Annotated in this window: 20 protein-coding genes; 18 read left to right on the top strand and 2 right to left on the bottom strand. The window is 49.2% G+C overall.

What is annotated here, in order from left to right:
• Positions 1–75: 75 nt before the first annotated feature.
• From apbC to ABJO30_01510, 15 genes are all read left to right on the top strand, one after another.
• Entirely contained in the window at positions 76–1,218 is a 1,143-nt protein-coding gene (apbC, locus tag ABJO30_01580; protein MEP3231500.1) for an iron-sulfur cluster carrier protein ApbC, read from the top strand.
• A gap of 100 nt (positions 1,219–1,318) precedes the next feature.
• Positions 1,319–2,431 carry a glycine cleavage T C-terminal barrel domain-containing protein gene (locus ABJO30_01575; GenBank protein MEP3231499.1) on the top strand — a complete coding sequence of 371 codons (1,113 nt, stop codon included), beginning with the start codon at positions 1,319–1,321 and terminating at the stop codon, positions 2,429–2,431.
• Between the two features lie 67 nt (positions 2,432–2,498).
• Complete coding sequence (locus tag ABJO30_01570) at positions 2,499–3,833, top strand: O-acetylhomoserine aminocarboxypropyltransferase (protein ID MEP3231498.1); 1,335 nt, start codon at positions 2,499–2,501, stop codon at positions 3,831–3,833.
• Positions 3,833–4,621 (top strand): alpha/beta hydrolase, encoded by a 789-nt coding sequence (locus ABJO30_01565; protein ID MEP3231497.1) that lies wholly within the window; start codon positions 3,833–3,835, stop codon positions 4,619–4,621. The genes ABJO30_01570 and ABJO30_01565 overlap by 1 nt, the downstream gene beginning before the upstream one ends.
• Positions 4,622–4,624: 3 nt before the next feature.
• Complete coding sequence (locus ABJO30_01560) at positions 4,625–5,173, top strand: hypothetical protein (protein MEP3231496.1); 549 nt, start codon at positions 4,625–4,627, stop codon at positions 5,171–5,173.
• Positions 5,170–7,482, top strand: coding sequence for a 3-hydroxyacyl-CoA dehydrogenase NAD-binding domain-containing protein (locus tag ABJO30_01555; GenBank protein MEP3231495.1), 2,313 nt, complete (start codon positions 5,170–5,172; stop codon positions 7,480–7,482). The genes ABJO30_01560 and ABJO30_01555 overlap by 4 nt, the downstream gene beginning before the upstream one ends.
• A 172-nt stretch (positions 7,483–7,654) precedes the next feature.
• Positions 7,655–9,358 (top strand): methyl-accepting chemotaxis protein, encoded by a 1,704-nt coding sequence (locus ABJO30_01550; GenBank protein MEP3231494.1) that lies wholly within the window; start codon positions 7,655–7,657, stop codon positions 9,356–9,358.
• 173 nt (positions 9,359–9,531) lie between these two features.
• Positions 9,532–10,029: a hypothetical protein gene (locus ABJO30_01545; GenBank protein ID MEP3231493.1), complete on the top strand. Its 498-nt coding sequence runs from the start codon at positions 9,532–9,534 to the stop codon at positions 10,027–10,029.
• Between the two features lie 80 nt (positions 10,030–10,109).
• The gene (locus tag ABJO30_01540) at positions 10,110–11,744 is read left to right on the top strand and encodes an AMP-binding protein (protein MEP3231492.1); all 1,635 of its coding nucleotides are present in this window, start codon (positions 10,110–10,112) and stop codon (positions 11,742–11,744) included.
• An 11-nt stretch (positions 11,745–11,755) separates the two neighbouring features.
• Complete coding sequence (locus ABJO30_01535; GenBank protein ID MEP3231491.1) at positions 11,756–12,592, top strand: isocitrate lyase/phosphoenolpyruvate mutase family protein; 837 nt, start codon at positions 11,756–11,758, stop codon at positions 12,590–12,592.
• A gap of 3 nt (positions 12,593–12,595) precedes the next feature.
• Complete coding sequence (gene denD / locus ABJO30_01530; protein ID MEP3231490.1) at positions 12,596–13,564, top strand: D-erythronate dehydrogenase; 969 nt, start codon at positions 12,596–12,598, stop codon at positions 13,562–13,564.
• Between the two features lie 143 nt (positions 13,565–13,707).
• Positions 13,708–14,853: a c-type cytochrome biogenesis protein CcmI gene (gene ccmI / locus ABJO30_01525; protein ID MEP3231489.1), complete on the top strand. Its 1,146-nt coding sequence runs from the start codon at positions 13,708–13,710 to the stop codon at positions 14,851–14,853.
• Between the two features lie 28 nt (positions 14,854–14,881).
• Positions 14,882–15,334: a cytochrome c maturation protein CcmE gene (ccmE, locus tag ABJO30_01520; GenBank protein ID MEP3231488.1), complete on the top strand. Its 453-nt coding sequence runs from the start codon at positions 14,882–14,884 to the stop codon at positions 15,332–15,334.
• A 28-nt stretch (positions 15,335–15,362) separates the two neighbouring features.
• Entirely contained in the window at positions 15,363–17,348 is a 1,986-nt protein-coding gene (locus ABJO30_01515) for a heme lyase CcmF/NrfE family subunit (protein MEP3231487.1), read from the top strand.
• A gap of 8 nt (positions 17,349–17,356) precedes the next feature.
• The gene (locus ABJO30_01510; GenBank protein MEP3231486.1) at positions 17,357–17,818 is read left to right on the top strand and encodes a cytochrome c-type biogenesis protein; all 462 of its coding nucleotides are present in this window, start codon (positions 17,357–17,359) and stop codon (positions 17,816–17,818) included.
• A 9-nt stretch (positions 17,819–17,827) separates the two neighbouring features.
• On the opposite strand, the gene ccmB is transcribed toward ABJO30_01510, so the two are convergent.
• Together ccmB and ccmA are read right to left on the bottom strand one after the other, a co-directional pair.
• Positions 17,828–18,505: a heme exporter protein CcmB gene (gene ccmB / locus ABJO30_01505; GenBank protein ID MEP3231485.1), complete on the bottom strand. Its 678-nt coding sequence runs from the start codon at positions 18,503–18,505 to the stop codon at positions 17,828–17,830.
• Positions 18,505–19,137, bottom strand: coding sequence for a heme ABC exporter ATP-binding protein CcmA (ccmA, locus tag ABJO30_01500; GenBank protein ID MEP3231484.1), 633 nt, complete (start codon positions 19,135–19,137; stop codon positions 18,505–18,507). Before ccmA ends, ccmB begins: the two co-directional genes overlap by 1 nt.
• Positions 19,138–19,239: 102 nt before the next feature.
• Between ccmA and ABJO30_01495 the strand changes: the two genes are divergently transcribed.
• The 3 genes from ABJO30_01495 to potA all read left to right on the top strand — a co-directional run bounded on the left by ABJO30_01495 (position 19,240) and on the right by potA (position 22,937).
• On the top strand, positions 19,240–20,559 hold the full coding sequence (locus ABJO30_01495) for a glutamine synthetase family protein (protein ID MEP3231483.1): 1,320 nt from the start codon (positions 19,240–19,242) through the stop codon (positions 20,557–20,559).
• Between the two features lie 85 nt (positions 20,560–20,644).
• Positions 20,645–21,739, top strand: coding sequence for a polyamine ABC transporter substrate-binding protein (locus ABJO30_01490; GenBank protein ID MEP3231482.1), 1,095 nt, complete (start codon positions 20,645–20,647; stop codon positions 21,737–21,739).
• 58 nt (positions 21,740–21,797) lie between these two features.
• Positions 21,798–22,937, top strand: a complete 1,140-nt coding sequence (gene potA, locus ABJO30_01485) for a polyamine ABC transporter ATP-binding protein (protein MEP3231481.1) — start codon at positions 21,798–21,800, stop codon at positions 22,935–22,937.
• Positions 22,938–22,939 lie beyond the last annotated feature (2 nt).

Genomic DNA, 22,939 nt, shown 5'->3' with positions numbered 1-22,939 from the left:
CTTTGGTTCTTTTTGCTTGACCTTGAGAGGCATACCGCTAGCTTCCTGATGAGACTATCTAACAGGAAGTGACCAATGAGTGATGCGATTAAAGAGGCTGTAAAAAAGCAATTGGCCAAGGTCAAAGGGCCTGACCTTACTGGTGACTTAATGTCACTAGGGCTCGTATCAGACATTTACGTCAATGCTGGCAAGGTAATGTTTTCCGTGTCTGTGCCAGCCGATCGTGCGCAAGAACTTGAACCTTTGCGTAAGGCGGCTGAAACGGCTGTCATGGATATTGATGGTGTTGAAAAAGTAACCGCTGTTCTAACGGCTGAAAAAACCGCAGGCTCTGCTAGCCCAGCACCAAAGCCTGCCGCACCCAAACCACAGATGACCCCGCCACCGAAAGCGCAAGAAGAAACCAAAGCTGGCGTGCCCGGCGTAAAGCACATTGTTGCTGTGGCCTCCGGCAAAGGCGGCGTTGGCAAATCCACAACATCCATCAACCTAGCACTTGGCCTTGCCGCAAATGGGCAGAAGGTCGGCGTGTTGGATGCGGATATTTATGGCCCTTCCATGCCACGTTTGCTTGGCCTAACTGGGCGTCCACAAGCAGAAGGTCGTCTGCTTCACCCAATGGAAAACTTTGGCATTAAAGTGATGTCGATGGGTTTCTTGGTGGAAGAAGACACACCGATGATTTGGCGCGGTCCAATGGTCATTTCTGCTCTCACTCAAATGCTGCGCGAAGTCGCTTGGGGTGAGCTTGATGTGTTGATCGTCGACATGCCGCCTGGAACGGGTGATGCACAATTGACCATGGCGCAGCAAGTGCCGCTCTCTGGTGCTGTGATCGTTTCAACCCCGCAAGATTTGGCGCTTATTGATGCCCGCAAAGGCCTCAACATGTTCCGCAAAGTTGATGTGCCGCTTTTGGGCATTGTTGAAAATATGAGTTACTTCATCTGCCCATCGTGTGGCGACCGTTCTGATATTTTCGGACATGGTGGCGCACGTGAAGAAGCAGACCGTATTGGCGTGCCGTTCTTGGGTGAAGTGCCACTGGCTATGCGCGTGCGTGAAACCTCGGATGCAGGTACACCTATTGTGGTCTCGGAACCAGATTCTGAGCATGCCGGAATTTACCGCGATATCGCGGGTAAAGTATGGGCATCGCTTGAAGATAGCGAAGGGCCAAATGCAAAAGAAGCGCCTGCATTAGTGTTTGAATAAAGAAGGTCGCAATTCGGCAAACTTACGACGTAATTATCGCGCTCATGCAAAGAATTTAAGCTAGCGGTTTTTTTAAGTATTGTTCATCGGAGTCCAGCTTATGACATTCCAGTTTGCCTTTGGGCCACGCATTAAAAAATCTGCATTCTTTGATGCGACTGTTCGCGCAGGGGTTAGTCATTTTTCGACCTATAACCATGTGTGCTTTCCGGTGTCTTATGGTGATCCAGTAGCGGAATATCGCCGGCTGACTGAGGGCGTTTCCATGTGGGATGTGTCCGTTGAGCGGCAGGTCCGCATTATGGGCAAAGACGCGCTGGAACTTGCCAGCATTTTGACACCGCGCAATCTTGAGAAAGTGAAGATTGGGCAGGGGCGCTACATCCCGATTTGTGATCACCGTGGCATCTTGATGAATGACCCTGTGATGCTGCCAATCTCTGCCAATGAATATTGGATTTCAATTGCAGACCAAGACCTACTTTGGTGGGCGCGTGCCATCGCGGCTGAGCGCGGCATGAATGTTTCAATTGATGAGCCAGACATCAGCCCGCTTGCAGTTCAAGGCCCGAAGGCTTCAGAAGTTGTCCGCCAAGTATGTGGTGACTGGGTTGATGATTTGAAGTTCTTCGGCTTCAACCAAACCATGATCCAAGGCATTCCCGTCGTTGTTGCAAAATCGGGCTGGAGCAAACAAGGCGGTTTTGAAATTTATCTGATGGATCATCACCGCGGGACAGAGCTTTGGGATATCATCGAAGAAGCCGGACGCCCTTATGACATCGGTCCAGGCGCACCAAATTATATTGAGCGCATTGAAAGTGGGCTTTTGTCCATGGGTGCAGATACGGATGACGATACCAATCCTTATGAGGTTGGCATGGGTAAACTGTGCGACCTTGAACAAGATGTCGATTTCATCGGCAAAGACGCACTAAAGCGGATTAAGGCAAGAGGCGCGAAACGCCGCATGACGGGTTACGTCATCGACGGTGAGAAATTTTCTGGTTCAAACCAACATCGTTGGAAGGTCTACCAAGACGGTAAAAAGGTTGGCCTTTGTTCTGCTGCTGCTTATTCGCCGCGCCTTGATGCCAATATTGGCCTTGGGTTGATTAAGGTTGGGCTTGCTGATGAAGGCAACAAAGTTACGATCCAAACTGAGTATGGCGAGAGAGAAGCCACCACAACAGCGCTTCCATTTAAAATCTGACCATTTAAAAACTAAGATGGAATTCGTCGCAAAGAGTGTTTAGAAAAATGCTCAAGGGAGAAACGCCATGAGTGATTTTTATAATTTTGATACGCTGAGCCTGCACGCTGGCCATACGCCAGATAGCGACCACGGTTCGCGAGCTGTGCCAATCCATCAAACCACGTCTTACGTATTTCGCGATAGTCGTCATGCGGCAGCGCTCTATAATATGGAAGAGGGCGGGCATCTTTATTCACGCATCTCTAACCCGACGGTGGCAGTGCTTGAACAACGCCTTGCAGCGTTAGACGGCGGTGCGGCTTGTACGGCGACAGCGTCCGGCATGGCAGCGCTTCATGCGGCGATCATGTGCTTGGTCTCGAGTGGTGATCATATCGTATCCACCGCGCAGCTTTATGGTGCCAACATCAACTTGATGAAAAACACTCTGCCGCGTTTTGGCGTCGAGACGACTTTCGTTTCCGCTGATGACCTTGATGGCATTAAGGCTGCAATCCGCCCGAACACGAAATTGATCTTCGGTGAAATCGTCGGCAATCCGGGCCTTAATATTATGGACCTGCCAGCCGTTGGTGAAATTGCCAAGGAAGCTGGCGTGCCTGTGATCGTCGATAACACCTTCACAACGCCTTATCTCTTCAAGCCGCTAGAGCATGGTGCTAATGTTGTGGTGCACTCAGTCACGAAATGGCTGGGCGGTCATGGCCTTGCTGTTGGTGGCGCCGTTGTTGATGGCGGTAATTTCGATTGGGGTATTAAAAACGCCGATGGTTCTTTCAAATTCCCAACCCTTGCAGAACCGCATTATGCGATGGACGGCATGGTGTTTTGGGAAGAGTGCGGCCCTGTTGCGCTGACCATGCGTATTCGTATGGAAGCGATGTATAATTTCGGCCCAAGCATGGCGCCACAAACAGCGTTTTACCTTTTGCAGGGTATCGAGACTTTGCCGCTTCGCATGGCGCGCCATATGGAAAACACCAATGCGCTGCTTGAGTACCTTGCCAACCACGATCAGGTGACATGGGTGCGGCATCCGCATTTGAAAGATCACCCAGACCATGAGCTTGCAAACCGCATGTTGCCAAAAGGTGCGAGTGCGGTGATTGCCTTTGGCGTGGCGGGTGGTCGCGATGGCGGTGCTGCCTTCATCGAAAACGTAGAGCTTGCCTCCCACCTTGCAAATGTGGGCGACGCGAAAACACTGGTCATCCATCCAGCCTCCACAACCCACAGTCATATCTCAGAAGAAGACATGATTATCGGTGGTTTGTCAGAAGACATGATCCGTTTGTCTGTTGGTCTTGAAGACATCAACGATCTCAAAGCAGATTTTGACAAAGGATTGCGGGCAGCGAAAAAGGTTGCAAGCGCACAGGCACAAGAGGCGGCGGAATAATGCGGATAGACATCAACGGTTCAGCAGTCTTCGCCTCAACAGGTGGCAAAGATCATCAAGCAGACCAACCACTGGTCATCTTCCTACACGGTTCAGGCCAAAGCCGCCTTTCATGGACCCAACAAGTGCGCACCTATTCTTATTGGGGCTACAATGTGCTGGCACCCGATTTTCCGGGTCACGGCTTATCAGCTGGCGCGCCGCTTACGAGCATCGAAGATATGGCGGATTGGGTGATTGCCCTTATGGACGCCATCAAAGTGCCTGAAGCCATTATCGTTGGTCATAGCCAAGGATGCCTCGTGGCCTTGGAGCTCGGTGCTCGCTATGCCGACCGCGTATCGAAAATCGCTTTCATCGCAGGCTCTTTTGCTGTGCCGGTGAATGATCATCTGGTGAATATGGCCGAAACCAAAGAACCAAAAGCCATCAGCGCCATGATGTCTTGGGGTTCTGGCGCATTTGGTCACAGCTTTGATAATACGGTGCCTGGTGCCTCTCTCATCGGTGCAGGCAAGCAGTTGATGGCATCGAACGCTGAGGGTGCTTTGGCAGCAGACCTAAATGCTTGCAATGCATACAAGTCTGGTCTTGAAGCAGCGGGTAAAATCACGTGCCCGACTCTTTGCATTTTGGCTGAAAAAGATAAAATGACTCCGCTTAAGGGTGGTTTGAAACTGGCCGAAGCTTTGACGGACAATAAGCTTGTCGTCGTCAAGGGCGCTGGTCACATGCTGCCGCCAGAAAATCCGCGTGAAGTGAACGAAGCGCTCGGAGCGTTTTTATAAGTCATGACCGATCCAGACCGTTTCCATTTGGCTAAAGCCAAGGGTGAGCAAACACTCACCATTCGCGCCCTCGACACAAAACGTCCACTCCTTGATATGGGAGCCACGGCTGCCTTAATGGTGTTTGCCGCTGTCGTTGTGCTGTTCTCAGACTTTGGCCGTTCTTTCCATGACGACATTCCAGCGCTCGCTGTTTTCGCCTTTATTTTATTTGGCATGAGCTTGAACATTCACGGTGCATGGCAGCGCTATGAATGGGTGCGCTTTGGTTTTGAAACGCTTGAACGCAAAGACGGCTGGGTGCGCTATCAAAAGCTGCAAAAGGACGTCGTGCTAAACAGCGAAGAGTTTGAAGTGGCCGAAATTGATGTGATCGGTTGGCAATACAAGAAAAGCTCGAAGCTCTTCTCCAGCAACTCCACAGGCCGCACAAAACGCGCGCCAATTACGATGCAATATCAAGACAGAGCATTCCAGATCGTTGACGACCTTCAACAAAATGATGCGACCAATGTGATTGAATTTATTCGAGAGGGACGGTGGCAAGCATGATTAAGCCAGGCGATAAAATCAAAAAAGTATGTGTCATTGGCGCAGGCACCATGGGGTCTGGTATTGCGGGGCAGGTGGCTAATGCTGGTTATCCAGTTGTGCTGCTGGATATTGCTTCAGATGGGGATAGCCGTAACGCAGTGACAGAACGCGCGCTTGATCGTTTGAAAAAATCTGATCCGCCAGCGCTTGTTCATAAGGGCGTGCTTGATAACATCGAGATTGGTAATATCGACGATGATCTTGCGATGGTGGGCGACTGTGATTTGATCGTTGAAGCGATCGTTGAACGTCTTGATATTAAGCGCCAGCTTTATAAAAGTCTTGAGCCGCTGATCAAAGACGAGGCCATTGTCGCGTCCAATACATCGACCATTCCGATCTCGCTTTTGATTGAAGAAATGGACGCGAAATTTGCTGAGCGTTTTTGTATTACGCACTTCTTTAATCCAGTCCGTTACATGCGCTTGCTGGAGCTTGTGCGCGGTGAGAAGACTGCTGATTGGGTGATGGATACAGCCGCCGATTTTTGCGACCGTATTCTCGGTAAAGGCGTCGTGCAATGTGCGGACACACCAGGCTTCCTCGGAAATCGCGTTGGCGTCTTCGCGCTGCAAGTGGGCATTGATGAAGCGATGAAGCTTGGCCTCACTGTTGAGCAAGCAGACGCCCTAATGGGTCGCCCGATGGGTATTCCAAAAACGGGTTGCTTCGGCCTTTATGATTTGATTGGTCTTGACCTCATGGCCGACGTGGTGCGCTCGCTACGCTCCATCTTACCGCAGGGCGATGCCTTCCATCCAGTGGGTGAAGAAAACGCCATCATCAACAATCTATGTGCAGAAGGCTATACGGGCCAAAAGGGCTTAGGTGGTTTTTACAAAGAAGATGAAGACGGCACTAAATACGCCTATGATCTTGAATCAAAATCTTATCGTCCTCGCGCTGATAGCCTACCTGAACGTGCGGTATTAGGTGAGCAAAAAGGTTTAAGTTATCTAGCAGAAGGTACTGATATTGAAGCACAATTTTGTTGGAACTTCTTGAATCGAGTTCTGAGGTATTCAGCCCACTTGATTCCAGATGTCACCCAAACACCGCAAGATATCGATGATGCGATGAAGCTTGGCTATAACTGGGTCAAAGGTCCGTTTGAGATGTTAGATGAGCTCGGTGTTGATGCTTTCACCAAGCGTTGTGAGGCAGAAGGTTTGGATATTCCAGACTATCTGAGAGACTGCGCGGGCGAGCCAATTTATAAGGCAGAAGGCGGCGCGCTTTTGGTGCGTCATGCAGACCGCACGTATCGTCCGGTGAACTTGCCAGACGGTGTTGTGCGCTTCCATATGACCCGCCAGACGCTCGTACCCGTCAATGAGAATCCATCAGCAAGCCTGTTCAAATTGGACGGCGATATTCACCTTGTTGAATTCCACACCAAAGCCAATGCGCTTGATGCTGATTGCATGAAGATCGTGGAAGAAGCAGCCAACTCAAAAGGTCGCGGGATCATCATTCACAATGACGGTCAACACTTTTCAGCGGGCGTCAATCTTGTCCGTTTTCAAGAGATGATGGCAGCACAAGATTGGGACGGTATTGATGTCTTCCTCAACGATTTTCAGCAAGCCTGCCGCACGCTAAAATATTGCAACAAGCCCGTCGTCGGCGCGCCCTCTGGCTTAACCCTTGGCGGTGGCTATGAGGTGATTGCACATTGCGACAAGGTGCTGGCTCACACCAACACCGTGATGGGCTTGGTGGAGTGCACCGTTGGCGTTGTGCCAGGTGGCGGCGGTGTCAAAGAAACGCTTCATCGTTGGTATGAGAAAACGGGTGATTGGGAGAAAGCTGCATGGAACACTTTCAATCAAGTCGGGTACAGCCAAACAGGAGCCTCGCCAAATCAGTCTGCCAAATATTGCTACTTCTTGCCTGAGCGTGACGAGGAAGTAATGAACCGCGATCGTTTGGTCGATGGTGCTGTGCGCATCGTCGGAGAGTTGGCAGGTGACTATACGCCGCCGCAAGAACCAAGCTTCCATTTGGTTGGCGGTAAGGTCTATGCCGAGATGGTCGCTTTCTTAGAGAAGGGCCGTGACGATGGCATCTTCATGCCGCATGATGTGACAGTTGCAAGTGCCATTGCTCGTATTGTGACAGGTGGCCCAGATGCTGAGCCTCGCGATGCAACGGAACAAGATCTGTATGACTTGGAACGTTCAAGCTTTTTGATTTTGGCAAAGACTACTCAAACCAAAGCCCGCATTGATGCGATGTTGAATGGCGAGGGCACTTTGCGAAATTAGTCTTTATTTATTGATTTCCAAAAGCTGAATGTTGAGGTCAATAAAAATGCGCCTGCGTTTAAGAAATTAGAGGATCACGTAATCACCCAAGAGGCACTTGCTTAAGGTTATTTTTAATTAACCATAATTATCTATCATTATGAGAATTAATTCTATGTTTTAGGTGATGAACGTGCTTTTTGTTAATAAAATATCCTTGTCAGGGAAGATCATTCTTCCGGTTGTGCTTTTAATGTTGGTTATTTCAGGGTTGATGGTATTCACCATTCAAGCGACATACCAATCGATATTAAAGGAGCGTACTCTCGCGGTTCAACATATTTCCCAAACGGCAGCTGGTATCGTGAACCAGTTTGTTGCGAAGGAAAAAGCGGGTGAGATGACGCGTGAAGAAGCTGAAAATGCAGCTTTCGTTGCCTTGAAGGGCATGCGTTTTGACAACGGCAATTATATTTTTGCCTACGACTATGATGGGGTCAATAAATTCCATATCAAAGAAAAGCTCATTGGAAAAAATCTATACGATCTAAAGGACAAGAATGGTGTTCTTCTTATCCAAGAATTGATCGATGCTGCTAAACGCGGCGGTGATATTGTTAGCTATCAATGGGCTAAACCCGGTGCGTCTCAGGTCAATGGCGAAGACCCTTTGTTTGATAAATACGGATGGGGTGAGCCTATCGCCGGGTGGTCTTGGTTTATTGGCACTGGCGTCTATGTAGATGACATAAACGAACAGTTTTGGGCTCAGGTGAAAATTCAAACTATTTTCGGTTTGGGCAGCGCGTTGCTGGCTTTCATTCTCGCAATTATCTCATTCCGCAATATCGCGAAGCCGATCAGTCGTTTGACCTTTATCATGCAAGAATTGGCTAACGGCAAATCTGATCTTGCTGTTGTTGATGCGGACCGACCAGATGAAATTGGCAAAATGGCCAAGGCGGTTAAAGTATTCATTGAGAATGAACAAGAACGTCAAACCTTGCTGACGGCTCGCCGTGACGAAGAAGAGGAATTGGTACAACGAAATGCAGCCTTGCAGGATGAATGTTCTGCATTCGATCATGAGATTATGAATATCATGAATGTGGTTAAAGACGGGGTTTCTGAACTCACATCTTCCACAGACGCACTGAACAGCATGGCCGACAGCACGTTGAACGAGAGCCGTGCTGTTATGACCGGTGCAACGACAGCGTCAACCAGTGTAGATACAGTCGCATCAGCGACGGAAGAACTTAGCGTTTCGGTTGCCGAGATTGGCAATCAGGTTGACGCCTCATCTAAAATTGCATCCAAGGCTGCAACTGAAGGTGGCGAGACCAGTCAAAAGGTTGAACAGTTAACAATCGCAGCTTCTAAAATTGGCGAAGTCGTCGGGTTAATCAATGACATTGCTGAGCAAACAAATCTGTTAGCTTTGAATGCGACCATTGAAGCGGCGCGGGCTGGGGAAGCTGGTCGAGGGTTCTCAGTTGTTGCTTCGGAAGTTAAAGGTCTTTCAACTCAAACAACAAAAGCGACAGAAGAGATTAGCAATCAAATTTCTTCGATCCAAGCCGAGACCATGGAAGCTTCCAAGGCGATCACTTCGGTAACGAAAACGGTTGTGGAAATGCATGAAATCACCAGCTCTATTGCGACAGCTGTTGAACAGCAGCGGCACGTGGTCCAAGAAATTGCAAAAAATGCGATGAGCGCATCGGACGGCACACGCAATGTGTCGGAAAGCATGTCCACGATGTCGACGTCTGCAGATGGCACGCGTGAAAACGCTGCGCAAGTTCAGCAAATAGCATCCCAAATTGACGGCGCCACGAAAGACAGCCTCGTCAAGATTACAGGCTTCCTCGAGAAGGTAAAAAATTACGGCTAGTAACAAACAAATAGCTTGTATCAAAATTGGTTGAAAGGCGTGCTCTCAGCACGCCTTTTTTCATTCAATGTTATCTTGATGGCGCTGCTTAGTTAAACTTAAATCGTTCTTTTCCACTAGCAACGCTAGCACCCAATACATATCTAATTGGAATGCTACGCTCGAGCCTCATTTTGTTTGTTGTGACTTGCTTTATCTCTCTGATGGGGGCCAGTCAGCCAGATCACGCTCAAAGGAATCTTGTTGGCACGGAACTGATTGAATGCGTCAACAACCAACAAGGCTATATCGGGAACAGCAAAAGCCTAGGATATCGTTTCGGTTATGCTTATCCTTATAGTAACGGACGTCATAGATATGAAGTCATTGCGGGTAAGTTCGGCTCGACCATAGCATGGCTTGTGATCGTTAATACCCGCGCCCCGCAAAGTCTTGCCTATGAGAGTCTAGGTTTTGATCGATTGTTCTTTAAATCTGCTCGTAGGAACGAAGCTCCCAAACAGGTATGGAACGCGTTGAAAACTTGTGGTGTAGAGCCAGCTGGTATTTTTCCGCTTGATGGGACGACGATCGAGTCGGATTTTGACTCTTATCGCATTCCAATAAAGCACCCTAAACCCTCGAAGTGGTATTTTTATTCGCCTGAAGAGGTCAACCAATATTTTGAATGATCATGTGCAAGAATGCTTGACCTCGTCATACATTTCCGTACCTATAATTTTACGAAATACCGACTGGGAGAGGGCACTAAATGAGCCGTGCTGATTTTGAAGTTTTTGATAAGAACGCCGCCAACTATGAGCCGCTGACACCGCTCTCATTTTTGATCCGTACAAAGGATATCTACCCTAATCGCCAGTCGGTCGTATATGGCAATCGTCGCTATACATGGGCCGAGACATATGAGCGGTGCGTGCGGGCATCTTCCGCATTGAGAAAGCTTGGAGTTGAAAAGGGCGATGTGGTTTCTGTGCTCGCGCTCAACACGCCAGAAATTTTTGAAGCGCATTATGCCGTCAACATGGCGGGCGCGGTTTTAAACACCATCAACGTGCGTCTTGATGCTGATACGGTCGGGTATATTTTCGAATTCGGTGAGGCCAAAGTTGTTCTTGCAGATACGCAGTTTTCAGACACGGTAAAAGAAGCGATCAAGCTCTCAGGGCGTGATGATATTGTTGTGGTAGATATTGTTGATGAGCAAGCCATGCCTTTGCCACAGGGTGGTGAATGCCTCGGTGACATGACCTATGAGGAATTGCTCGAAACAGGCGACCCTGCTGCTGACATCATTATGCCAGAAGATGAATGGGAAGCCATGGCGCTTAACTTTACGTCTGGCTCTACTGGCCGCCCTAAGGGAGTGGTCTATCATCACCGTGGTGCTCATTTAATGGCGACAGGCACGATCATGAGCTGGCCTGTTCCACTTCACCCGACCTATATGTATATCGTGCCGATGTTCCATTGTAATGGCTGGTGCCATGCGTGGGCGATGACGGCGATGGCGGCGACCATTGTGTGCTGCCGTAATGTCGTTGCAAAAGACATGTTCGACCTCATCGCAGACCATGAAGTCACCCACTTTGGCGGTGCGCCGATTGTGCTCTCTTTGTTGGTCAACGCAAAAGATGATGAGCGCCGAGATTTTGATCATGAGGTCAATGTCTATACCGCTGGCGCCCCGCCACCGCCTGCCATTTTGGAAGCGTCAAGTAAGCTTGGTCTCAACGTGACCCATGTTTATGGGCTGACGGAAACTTATGGCCACGTGACCGAATGTTGCTGGCAAGAAGCATGGGGTGATCTTCCCATCGAAGAACAAGCAGCGCTTCAATCAAGACAGGGCGTTGCTTTTAATAATATGACGCCCGTTGATATTTGGGACGTTGAAACGGGTAAGCCTGTGCCTCGTGATGGTGAAACCATTGGCGAGATTGTATTGCGCGGAAACTGCGTGATGAAAGGCTATTTCAAAAATACTGAGGCAACCGATGTAGCCTTTAAGGGCGGCGTTTTCCACTCTGGCGATTTGGCAGTGATCCATCCGAATAATTACATCCAAATCAAAGATCGTCTGAAAGACATTATCATTTCAGGCGGCGAGAATATTTCATCCGTTGAAGTTGAGAGTATTCTCACAAAACACCCAGCCGTATTGTTGGCTGCAGTGGTCGCAAAGCCCGATGAAAAATGGGGCGAAACACCAGCTGCTTTCCTTGAGCTAAAACCGGGAGAAGAGGCGACAGAAGACGAAATTATCGCTTTCACGCGGGAACATTTGGCTGGGTTTAAATGCCCTAAATCGGTTTACTTCGAAGAGTTGCCAAAAACGGCGACGGGCAAAATACAAAAATTTGAATTGCGTAAAAAACTCACAACATAAAGGTTCAAATCATGGCGACACAGGCAGAAAAAGCAGAAACCTTCAAAGCGCTTCACCAAGGGGGAAAAGCGTTCATCCTGCCTAACCCTTGGGATATTGGGTCAGCACAAATGTTTGCAGGCCAAGGGGCTAAAGCGCTGGCGACAACCAGTGCGGGCCATGCGGGAACCATCGGCACATTCGACGGTAAAAATGCGGTTAGCCGCGACCTTGCCGTTGCTCATGCGGGCGAAATTGCAAAGGCGACGGACCTACCGGTTAGCGGTGATTTTGAGTTTGGTTATGGCGAAAGCCCTGAAGATGTAGCGCTCACGGTGAAAGCCGCGATTGATGCAGGTCTTGCTGGTTGTTCGATCGAAGACGTCAATATGGTGAACGGCAATCCTGTGATCGATTTCGATCTCTCTGTCGCTCGCATCAAGGCAGGTGTTGAAGCCGCCCGCGCGGCAGGTTTTCCATTCCAACTTTGCGCACGAGCCGATGGCGTCATGATCAATGCCTATGATGTTGATGAAGCAATCCACCGCCTCAAAGCCTATGAAGCAGTCGGTGCTGATTGTATTTATGCCCCACAATTGCCAGACCTAGCAGCCCTTGAAAAAGTGCGCGCCGCAACCACTGCACCGATCAATGCGCTTGCCGCTGGTGCTTTCGCCAATCATTCTGTTTCAGAATTAGAAGCGGCAGGTGCTGTGCGTATCAGCCTTGGTTCCATGCTTTATAATGCGGCGATGGATGGCGCTTATTTGGCAACGCAAGCCATGTTGGAAGAGGGCGACTTGTCTTCGCTGACGAAGATCAGAACGATTGGCAAAGTGTTTAAAGCCCGCAAAGCAGGGATGATTTAAACCATGCATGTTTTGATTACAGGGGCGAGCGGCATGTTGGGCCGTAAATTGGTTGGCCAACTGGTGGCACGGGGTGGTGTTTCTACTTTTACTCTCGCTGATATTTTTGCGCCTGCTCATCCAGAAGGCTTTGATGGTGATGTTCGCATAGAGGTTGCTGATATTTCAAACGCTGAGGCTGCGAGCCAGTTGATCGACGCAAAGCCAGATGTGATCTATCATTTAGCAGCCATCGTCTCAGGCGAGGCGGAGGAGAATTTCGAAAAAGGAAATGCGATCAATCTCGACGGGACGCGCAATTTGCTGGAAGCAATTCGCAAACAATCTGTAGATGGCAGCTATTGCCCACGTTTCGTGTTTTCGTCTTCCCTCGCAGTATTCGGCACACCGTTGCCAGACCTCATTCCAGATGACCAACGCCTGACGCCACTTTCAAGTTATGGTACGCAAAAGGCGATGGGTGAGTTGATGGTGGCGGACTATTCCCGCAAAGGCTTCATTGATGGAATATCACTAAGGCTGCCGACAATCACCGTGAGACCGGGCAAACCCAATAAGGCCGCATCAGGTTTTTACTCTGGTATTATCCGCGAGCCGTTAAATGGTGAGAAGGCAATTTTGCCTGTGCCGCGCACTGTCCGCCATTGGTTCCAAAGCCCTCGGCGTGCGATTTTTAACCTTGCTCATGCAGGCAGCGTTCAAACCGATGGATTGCCAAAATCTCGCGCTCTGAGCCTACCTGGGGTTAGCGCCTCGGTGGAAGAAATGATTGCGGCTCTTGAGCGGGCAGCAGGTTCTATCGCTACAAACCTCATTCAAGAAGAAGCCGATGATGCGATTAAAAACATCGTTATGGGATGGCCAAAAGCATTTGCTGCAACAACTGCCATCGCAATGGGATTTCAGGGCGATGCGAACTTTGATGAAATCATCGAAATTTATCTGCAAGATGACGCTCCGTCGCATTCCTAAAAAAGAGCCCTTAGTAACATCTAGTTTAGGCCTAAGTTAGTTGCCCTTTGGAGCAAGTAGTCTATACCTAGGGCTGAGCGGTTAGGCCTTGTTGGGCGCTGATTTTCCGCACCCCTTGGCGAGTAAAATTAAACGAATAGATCATGGAAATTCACTCTTTATTCTTTTGGATTGTCGCCGGAATTTTGACCCTTGCTGGCATCTTGTCAGCTATCTGGCCTTTAGTGCGCGAAAAACCGCGACAGGGCGACCTTGCAGGAACAGACGACACTCAGGAAGGCACGCGCCACGTTTTGATTGATCAGCTTGATGAGATCGAACGTGACCGCGAGCGTGGCCTCCTCAATGATGAAGAAGCAAAGGGTGCAAGGGCTGAACTTGGCCGCCGTCTTTTGACGCTTGAACAATCCGTGGCCCAAGACGACGAATCGGCAACGAAGACGGGTCGGCTTTATCCTTGGATTAGCATTATACTTATCCCTGTGTTGGCTGTTGGTGCTTATCAGTATTTGGGCAGTCCCAATTTACCAGACCAACCCATTTCAGCCCGTCTTTCTCAGCCACCTGAAAACCAAGACATCAACTTGATTGTGTCGCAGATTGAAAAACATCTTGAGACCAATGGAGATGACATAAAGGGCTGGCAAGCTCTCGCTCCAATTTATCGCCGCATGAATCGCTTGGAGGACGCAGAAAATGCTTTTCGCAAATGGCTAGCGCTCGCTGGTGATGACAAGGCTTCTAAGGGGCAGGCACAGTTAGGTCTTGGGCAAGTTCTGATAGCCAAGAACGAAGGGAATGTTAGCGGTGAGACTTTTGAGGTGCTTGAGCAGGCGAGCCAAAACGCGCCCAATGATGCGACCGCATTTTTCTTTCTAGCCGTTGGTTTGACGCAACAAAATAAGACGGCAGAAGGCATCGCGGCTTGGACGGATTTGATCGAGCGGTTTGGAAGTGATAATCCACCATGGCTTGCTACAGCAAAAAACGCTTTGGCTTCCCTTAAAGCGCAAGAGCAAAACCCGACAGATGAGCAGGTTGACGCCGCAAAGCAATTGTCTTCTGTTGAGCGTAATGAATTGATTGAGGGCATGGTCTCACGACTGGCCAATCGCTTGAATGACGAACCTGATGATTTGATAGGATGGAACCGTCTCGTTCAGGCTTATATGGTGCTGGGTCGTAAAGATCAGGCAAAAGATGCGCTAAGTCGTGCTTTGGCCCATTTCTCAGGCAATGAAAGCGCGACAGATAGTTTAAACGAATCGGCAAAGGCTCAAGGGCTTTAGCTAAATAGAAAGATAGGTTTGATCGCTTATGCGTAAGGCAAAAAAGAAGAACCGACTGATTTTGATTGGCATTGCAGGCGTTGTCCTCAGTGTGGCGGTTGGGCTTGTGCTTACGGCGCTCAATGATCAAATCACTCTGTTTAAATCGCCATCAGACATTGCCCGCGAAGGCTTGGTTGAGGGGCAGAAAATTCGTATTGGTGGCTTGGTGGAAGATGGCAGTTGGGTCAAAGATGGCACCAATCACCGCTTCACCGTGACGGATACTGAAAACATCATTAAAGTACGCTATGAAGGCATTTTGCCAGACCTCTTCCGCGAGGGGCAAGGCGTGGTGCTGGATGGTGAAGCCAATGGTGAGAATATCTTTGTGGCAAAAACTGTGCTTGCCAAACATGACGAGAACTATGTGCCGAAGGAAGTCGCCGAAGCTTTGAAAGAACAAGGCGTTTGGAAAGACCCATCGGCGAAAACGAACTAAGCTTTGGACGACATGAGGACCAGATACTGTGATTGTTGAACTTGGACATTATGCGCTGATCCTCGCCCTTGTTTTGACGCTGCTGCAATCAGTGGTGCCAATATGGGGCGCGCGTATTGGTGACCAGCGGTTGATGGAAACGGCTGGGCCACTGTCCTTGATGCAGTTTTTGCTGGTTGGGCTTTCCTTTGCCATTTTGATGCATGGCTATTTGGTATCTGATTTTTCCATCAAGAATGTTTATGAAAATTCGCATACAGATAAGCCTCTGATTTTTAAGATTTCAGGCACATGGGGCAATCACGAAGGCTCCATGTTGATGTGGATTGTAATCCTATCGTTTTTTGGGGCTTTGGTCGCAGCATTCGGTCGTCATCTCCCGATAAAACTGAAAGCCAATGTGCTTGGTGTTCAAGGCTGGATTGGCGTTGCTTTCTTGATGTTCTTGATCTTCACATCAAACCCGTTTGAACGCTTGAGCCCTGCGCCTGTTGAGGGCCAAGACTTGAACCCACTGTTGCAAGACATCGGGCTCGCAATCCATCCGCCGCTCTTGTATCTAGGTTATGTCGGCTTCTCGATCACCTTCTCATTTGCGATTGCCGCTTTGCTGGAAGGCAAGCTTGATAGTGCATGGGCGCGATGGGTGCGGCCTTGGGCGTTGCTTGCTTGGATGTTCCTTACCATCGGTATTTCTATGGGCTCTTACTGGGCTTATTATGAACTTGGTTGGGGCGGCTGGTGGTTCTGGGATCCGGTTGAGAATGCCAGCTTCATGCCGTGGCTTGCGGGCACGGCGCTGTTGCATTCAGCCATCGTTGTGGAGAAGAGAAACGCACTGCGTGTGTGGACGGTTCTGCTTGCAATCCTCACTTTCTCACTCAGCCTGCTCGGCACGTTCCTTGTGCGCTCAGGTGTTTTGACGTCGGTTCATTCGTTCGCCACAGACCCAACGCGCGGTATCGTGATTTTGGGTATCTTGATTATCTTTATCGGTGGCTCGCTAGCTCTGTTTGCATGGCGTTCTTCTTCGCTCACCCAAGGCGGACTGTTTGCACCAGTTAGTCGTGAAGGGGCGTTGGTGTTGAACAACCTATTCTTGTCTGCTGCGACTTTGACGGTCCTAATCGGCACGCTCTATCCCCTTGGCTATGAAGCGGTAACGGGTGCTAAGATTTCCGTCGGTCCTCCTTTCTTCAATCTAACGATGATACCACTTACCATTCCGCTTTTACTCGCCATGCCATTTGGCCCGTTCATGACATGGAAGCGCGGTGATCTGCTAGGCGTTATGCAGCGGCTGCTTGCAGCACTCGGCCTTGCGATCCTTGCGGCCTTCATCGTTTATGTGATGACCAATGACGGCCCTGTTTTAGCACCTCTTGGTATTGCCGTTGGCGTCTGGATGATTGTTGGATCAATCTCAGAAGTTTTATGGCGGGCGAAAGCGTTTCAGGTGGATTTCAGCGAGACATTACGCCGCCTCCGTCATTTGCCGCGTGCAAGTTATGGGGCAGCGCTCGGTCATGCGGGCATGGGTGTCACCATGCTTGGCGCTGTCGCGGTGACGGCCTATGGCACTGAAGTTTTTGAAGAGGTGAAAATTGGCCAGACGATTGAGACGGCTGGTTATACAATGACTTTCAAAGCCATCCGGCCAGAGCGTCATGCAAACTACGTTCAAGACGTCGCGGTTTTTGATGTGCGTTATAATGGCAAGCTGATTGATCAGCTTGAACCAGCAAAACGCGTCTATCCAGCCCGCCAATTCCCAACAACTGAATCGAGCATTGCAACTTACGGCTTCTCGCAGCTTTATATGTCGCTTGGTGATGTGAGTGAGGATGGTACAACGGTGGTTCGGGCTTATTGGAAGCCTTATGTTACGTTAATATGGTATGGTACGATCTTGATGTTCATCGGTGGCGCTTTATCTCTTGCAGATCGAAGGTTGCGCATTGGTGTTCCAAAACGCGGGGATGCTAAAGTGGCCTCCTTGCAGGCAGCGGAGTAGGGTTGGTTATGCGGTTCCTCGTTCTTCTACTTATGACCTTTATGCTGGTTGGTCCTGTAAGAGCGGTAAACCCAGACGAAGTGCTGGCCGACCCAGCGCTAGAACTACGCGCACGAGAAATCTCGACGAAACTGCGCTGCCTTGTTTGTCAAAACCAATCAATCGACGATTCAGATGCGCAGCTTGCAAAAGACCTACGCGTGCTTGTGCGTGAGCGATTGACGGCAGGTGATGATGATGAGGCAGTGGTCGATTTTATTGTTGATCGCTACGGTGAATACGTCTTGTTGAAACCTCGCTTCGGGGGGCACACATTGTTGTTGTGGGGATCACCTTTTGGGGCTCTAATCTTCGGCCTATTGGTGTTGTTCTTTTTGAGAAAGCGCTCACAAGAGGATATTGCAGCATCTGCTGAATTATCAGACGAAGAAGAAACAGCACTCGAAGAGATTTTAAAGAAGCTCGATTAGGCTTCTGCGCTAGCTGTCATTCAAACGGATCGCCCATGCGCTCGCAATGGGGGATAATACGGCGCTGAATAACGTCATTGCACATAAGAACAAAAACGGCGTTTTGAAATTAACCGCTGCATCAATCCCAATTTGACTACCTGCAACACTTGCCGCAACGCCGAAGATCACGACGGGTATCGTAAGTGGCAAGATCAAGATTGGCAGAAGCAGCCCACCACGACGAAGCCCAACGGTTAAGCCTGCACCAATCGCTCCTAAGAAGGTAAGCGCAGGTGTTCCAACCAGTAATGTGCCAGCAATCGAGGCCATGCCCGCAACTTCCATGTTAAGCAAAAGCCCAAACAATGGGGCAGCAACAACGAGGGGTAAGACGCTGACAGTCCAATGGGCGATGCACTTTACAAACACAATCATTTCCAGTGACTGATGGCTCAGGCGCAAAGCATCAAGCGTTCCGTCTTCTTGATCAATTTTGAATAGACGATCAAGCCCGAGCAATGTTGAAAGCAACGCGCCGATCCACAAAATCGCAGGCCCAATTTTCGCAAGCAGTGGTAGGTCCGGCCCAATGGCAAATGGGATCATGGTGACAAGCGATAGAAAGAAGATGACGCCGGTTAGCATGCCGCCGCCGGATGTCATGGCAAGGCGCGTTTCAAAGCGATAGAGAGTCCAAAGCGCCATTAGCTTTGCCCTCCTTGATATTCGCCCAACTGAACGGTTTTAACGCTCACTTTAGGGGTATCAATTTGCAAGGGAAGGTGGGTCGCGGCAAGCACGATGCCGCCGGATTTTGCATGATTTGAAATCAAGTCCCCCACCAATTTATCCGCACTTGCATCAAGGGCAGCTGTCGGTTCATCAAGCAGCCAAATTGCGCGGCGATCAACCAATAGACGGGCGAAGGCAACGCGCCGTTTTTGTCCAGCGGATAAAACGCCGACAGGAAGATCTGCCAAATGAGGAAGGGCGACTTGTTCAAGCGCTTGGTTTGGCGATAGGCCTTGATCTATGGAAAACTGGTGCCAAAAGGTCAAATTCTCCGAGACACTCAATCCTTCTTTCAAGGCATTTTGGTGCGAGAGAAAATGAGCGTGATCTTCGATTGCTAAATCAGTCTCCTCATCTGAGGTCAAAACCACTTCGCCCTCATAAGCAGGCGCTAACCCTGCGATAATGCGCAGAAGGCTTGATTTTCCAATCCCGTTCGGGCCCTTTATTTCCACGATCTCACCCCCCGTCGCTTCGAGCGAAAACCCTTCAAACAAAAGCTTGTCGCCACGCACACAGGCGAGGTTTTTTAATGTGAGTGTCAAAGAGAGGTGGTGGTTTTGCGGCATTGAAAAATAGGGGATTTTCTTTTTTGGTGCGTGGCTATAACGTTGCTTCTTCTAACCATACTATGGCGTAAATGCAAAATGAGCTCCAAACCCAAAGATGATCCAGAAACAGCCATGATGGCGATCGTTGATTATAACGGTATTTTGCGTGGCAAGCGTTTGACGGGCGACTATATCAAATCCTCCATCAAAGACGGCGTTCGTATGCCGCTTTCCATTGTCGGTGTGGATATTTGGGGCAATGACATCGAGAATAGTGCGCAGGTGTTCGATAATGGTGATGCGGATGGCTATTTTCGCCCAACAGATCGCGGCACATTACTTCAGAGTTGGTTTGATGAACCGACCAGCCTGATCCCAATCATGATGGTGGAAGAGGGTGGAACCCCCAATGGGGTTTGCCCGCGTGGTGCCCTTGCGAAGATTGAGGCAGAATATGCTGCAAAAGGCCTGTCGGTTGTCTCAGCGACAGAGCTTGAATTTCATCTGGTAAAACGTAATGACGGAGCGTTCCAACCTGATGGTGATGGCCGCTTGAAAACGAGTGCCGCCGTTGAATGCATTGATGCGATGCAGGAGAAGGAAGCGTTCTTCAAGGAAGTCTATGAGACCGCGGATGCTTGGGGTGTTGGTCTTGGTGCTGCAATCTCTGAGGCCAGTCCTGGGCAATATGAGATCAATCTGAAACACCAACCAGGTGCTGTGAAAATTGCCGACAATACGTATTTCTTAAAACGCATCATCAAAGGCGTTGCAGTAAAACACGGTTTGGAAGCAACCTTTATGGCCAAGCCATTTGGCGATGGCGCAGGCAATGGGTTGCATGTGCATTTCAGTGTGTTGGATGCTGATGGCAATAATATTTTTGACAATGGTGGCGACGAGGGAACACCTGTCATGCGCCATGCTTTGGCTGGGCTAGAAATGTTTATGCAAAGCCATATGCTTTTGTTTGCCCCTCACGCAAACTCTTACCGTCGGTTCTTACCTGGCAGTTTTGCGCCAACGAAAATAGTTTGGGGATATGATAACCGCCTCACGGCACTGCGAGTTCCCAATTCACCGCCAAAAGCCCGCCGTATAGAACACCGCGTCGCGGGTGCAGATGCGAACCCTTACATGGTTTTAGCAGCCATAATGGGTGCTGCGCTTTATGGGATGAATGAGGAATTGGTGCCAAGTGAACCGGTGGTTGGTAACGCTTATGATGCAGACCGTTCGGAACTTCCATTGAACTGGGTGCAGGCCGTGAGTGCCTTCAAGATGTTTGATAAAAATAACGTACTTTTTGATCCACGTTTGATGCGCATGGTGGTGGCGTGCAAAGAGCAAGAGCAGGTTATCTTTGGTGCACAGATTTCTAAATTCGAATACGAAACTTATGTGGAGACTGTTTGATAGCACTGTATATTTTTCAGGCTTTCCCAAGTGTCGTAAATGTTTATAGTGAAAGATCAATTTTGACTGCACCGGGGAGAAAGTCGTGAAAAGCAAAATTTTATTGGGCAGTGTCGCAACTGCGATGTTCTTTTCTTACTCAGCGTTAGCTGCTGATGAGAAAGTTTTGAATATATATAATTGGTCGGATTATATTGCTGAAGAGACAATAAAAAAATTCGAAACTGAAACAGGCATTAAAGTCAATTATGACGTGTTTGATTCAAACGAAGTTTTGGAAGCAAAGCTTCTTGCTGGCAGCACTGGTTATGATGTTGTTGTGCCAAGCTCTAGCTTTCTAGCGCGTCAAATTAAAGCCGGTGTTTTCCAAAAGCTTGATAAGAGCAAGTTGCCGAACTGGAAAAATTTAGACCCTGAAATTGCAGCGCGCGTGGCTCTACACGATCCAAACAACGAGCATGCAATTACCTATATGTGGGGCACAGTTGGCATTGGCTACAACACAAAATTGATCGCTGAACGTATGGCAGACGCGCCGACGGATAGCTGGGATTTGGTGTTGAAACCAGATGTTGTATCTAAGTTTGCTGATTGCGGTGTTTCCTTTTTGGATGCGCCAGATGATGTGCTTCAAAGTGTGAAAGATGCGCTTGATCTTGATCCAAACTCTGAAGACAAAGCTGATCTTGAAAAAGCTCAAGCAGCACTGGAAGCAGTCCGCCCAAGCATTCGTTATTTCCATTCAAGTCAGTATATTTCCGATCTAGCAAACGGCGACACATGTATCGCTGTCGGTTGGTCTGGCGATGTTTTCCAAGCGCGTGACCGTGCGGCGGAAGCTGATAAAGGTGTTGAAATAGGTTATACAATTCCTAAAGAAGGCACGTTGATCTGGTTTGACATGATGGCAATTCCAACGGATGCCAAGCATGTTGATAATGCGCACAAGTTCCTCGACTTTATCATGCGCCCAGACATCATTGCTGAGATTTCAGACTACGTTTATTATGCGAATGGCAACTCAGCATCGTTCGATCTGATCGACAAAGACGTAACAGGCGATCCTGCAATCTACCCATCAGACGAAGTGAAGAATAAGCTCACAGCTGCGGCGGTTCGTTCCGCTCGTTATGAGCGTTCACAAACACGTGCATGGACTAAAATCAAAACTGGCCAGTAAGTTAGTTTGAAAGGGCGGCACTTTTTAAAATGCCGCCTTTTTTAAAGGTGAGGGTAAAATGGAACAGCAGTTGGGCCAGTATACGCTAAACAAACCTTGGACTGATCCAAGTGCTACCCCCTTTATTCGAATACAAAATGTCACCAAAAATTATGGCGCCTTTACTGCTGTCGACAATATCAGTTTGGATATTTATCAGGGCGAGCTCTTCTGTTTGTTAGGCGGTTCTGGCTGCGGCAAGTCTACGCTTTTGCGGATGTTGTCTGGCTTTGAAGACATAACAGGCGGCACTGTTGAAATTGACGGACAAGACATGACAGGCGTGCCACCCTATGAGCGCCCTGTGAATATGATGTTCCAGTCTTACGCGTTGTTTCCGCACATGAGTGTTATGAATAACATTGCCTACGGCTTGAAGCGTGATGGCATGGCGAAGGCTGAGATCAACACCCGCGTAGAAGAGATGCTGAGACTCGTTCAGCTTGAGGAATTTGCCAAAAGAAAACCACATCAGCTTTCTGGCGGTCAACGTCAGCGTGTTGCTCTTGCGCGAGCTTTGGCGAAGAAACCGAAGCTCCTGTTGCTTGATGAGCCGCTTGGTGCGTTAGACAAAAAACTGCGCGAAGAAACACAATTTGAACTGGTCAACATTCAAGAAGAATTGGGCGTTACATTCGTCGTTGTAACCCACGACCAAGAAGAGGCGATGACGCTTTCTACCCGTATTGGTGTGATGGATAAGGGCCGCATCATTCAGGTGGGTGAGCCGCGCGATATTTATGAATATCCACAAAGCCGCTTCGTTGCAGATTTCGTAGGGTCGGTGAACTTGTTTGAGGGTGTGATTTCAACCGACAATGAAAAAGCAACAGGCGTTCGCTCCCCTGAAGCGGAGAGTGAATTGCGGGTTGGGCATTCAATTTCCTGCGTGCTTAATCAAAAGGTCGCCTTTGCTGTGCGCCCAGAGAAAATCAAAATCAGCCGCACGAAGCCCAAGCAGAAGCATAATGTTTGCGCAGGCAAAGTCGACGACATCGCCTATCTGGGGGGGCAGTCAGTCTATCTGATCAAGCTTGCATCGGGTAAAATGCTGCGAGTGACAACACCCAATACCGACCGACGCCAAGATGCGATCACATGGGAAGAAGATGTATACGTCAGTTGGGACGATAGCGCTGGCGTGGTGCTTGTCTCATGAGC

The sequence above is a fragment of the Hyphomicrobiales bacterium genome, assembly GCA_039973685.1.
Taxonomy (GTDB): domain Bacteria; phylum Pseudomonadota; class Alphaproteobacteria; order Rhizobiales; family JACESI01; genus JACESI01.
The sequence above is the reverse complement of the archived record's forward strand: the minus strand, read 5'-3'. Positions and strand labels throughout refer to the sequence as shown.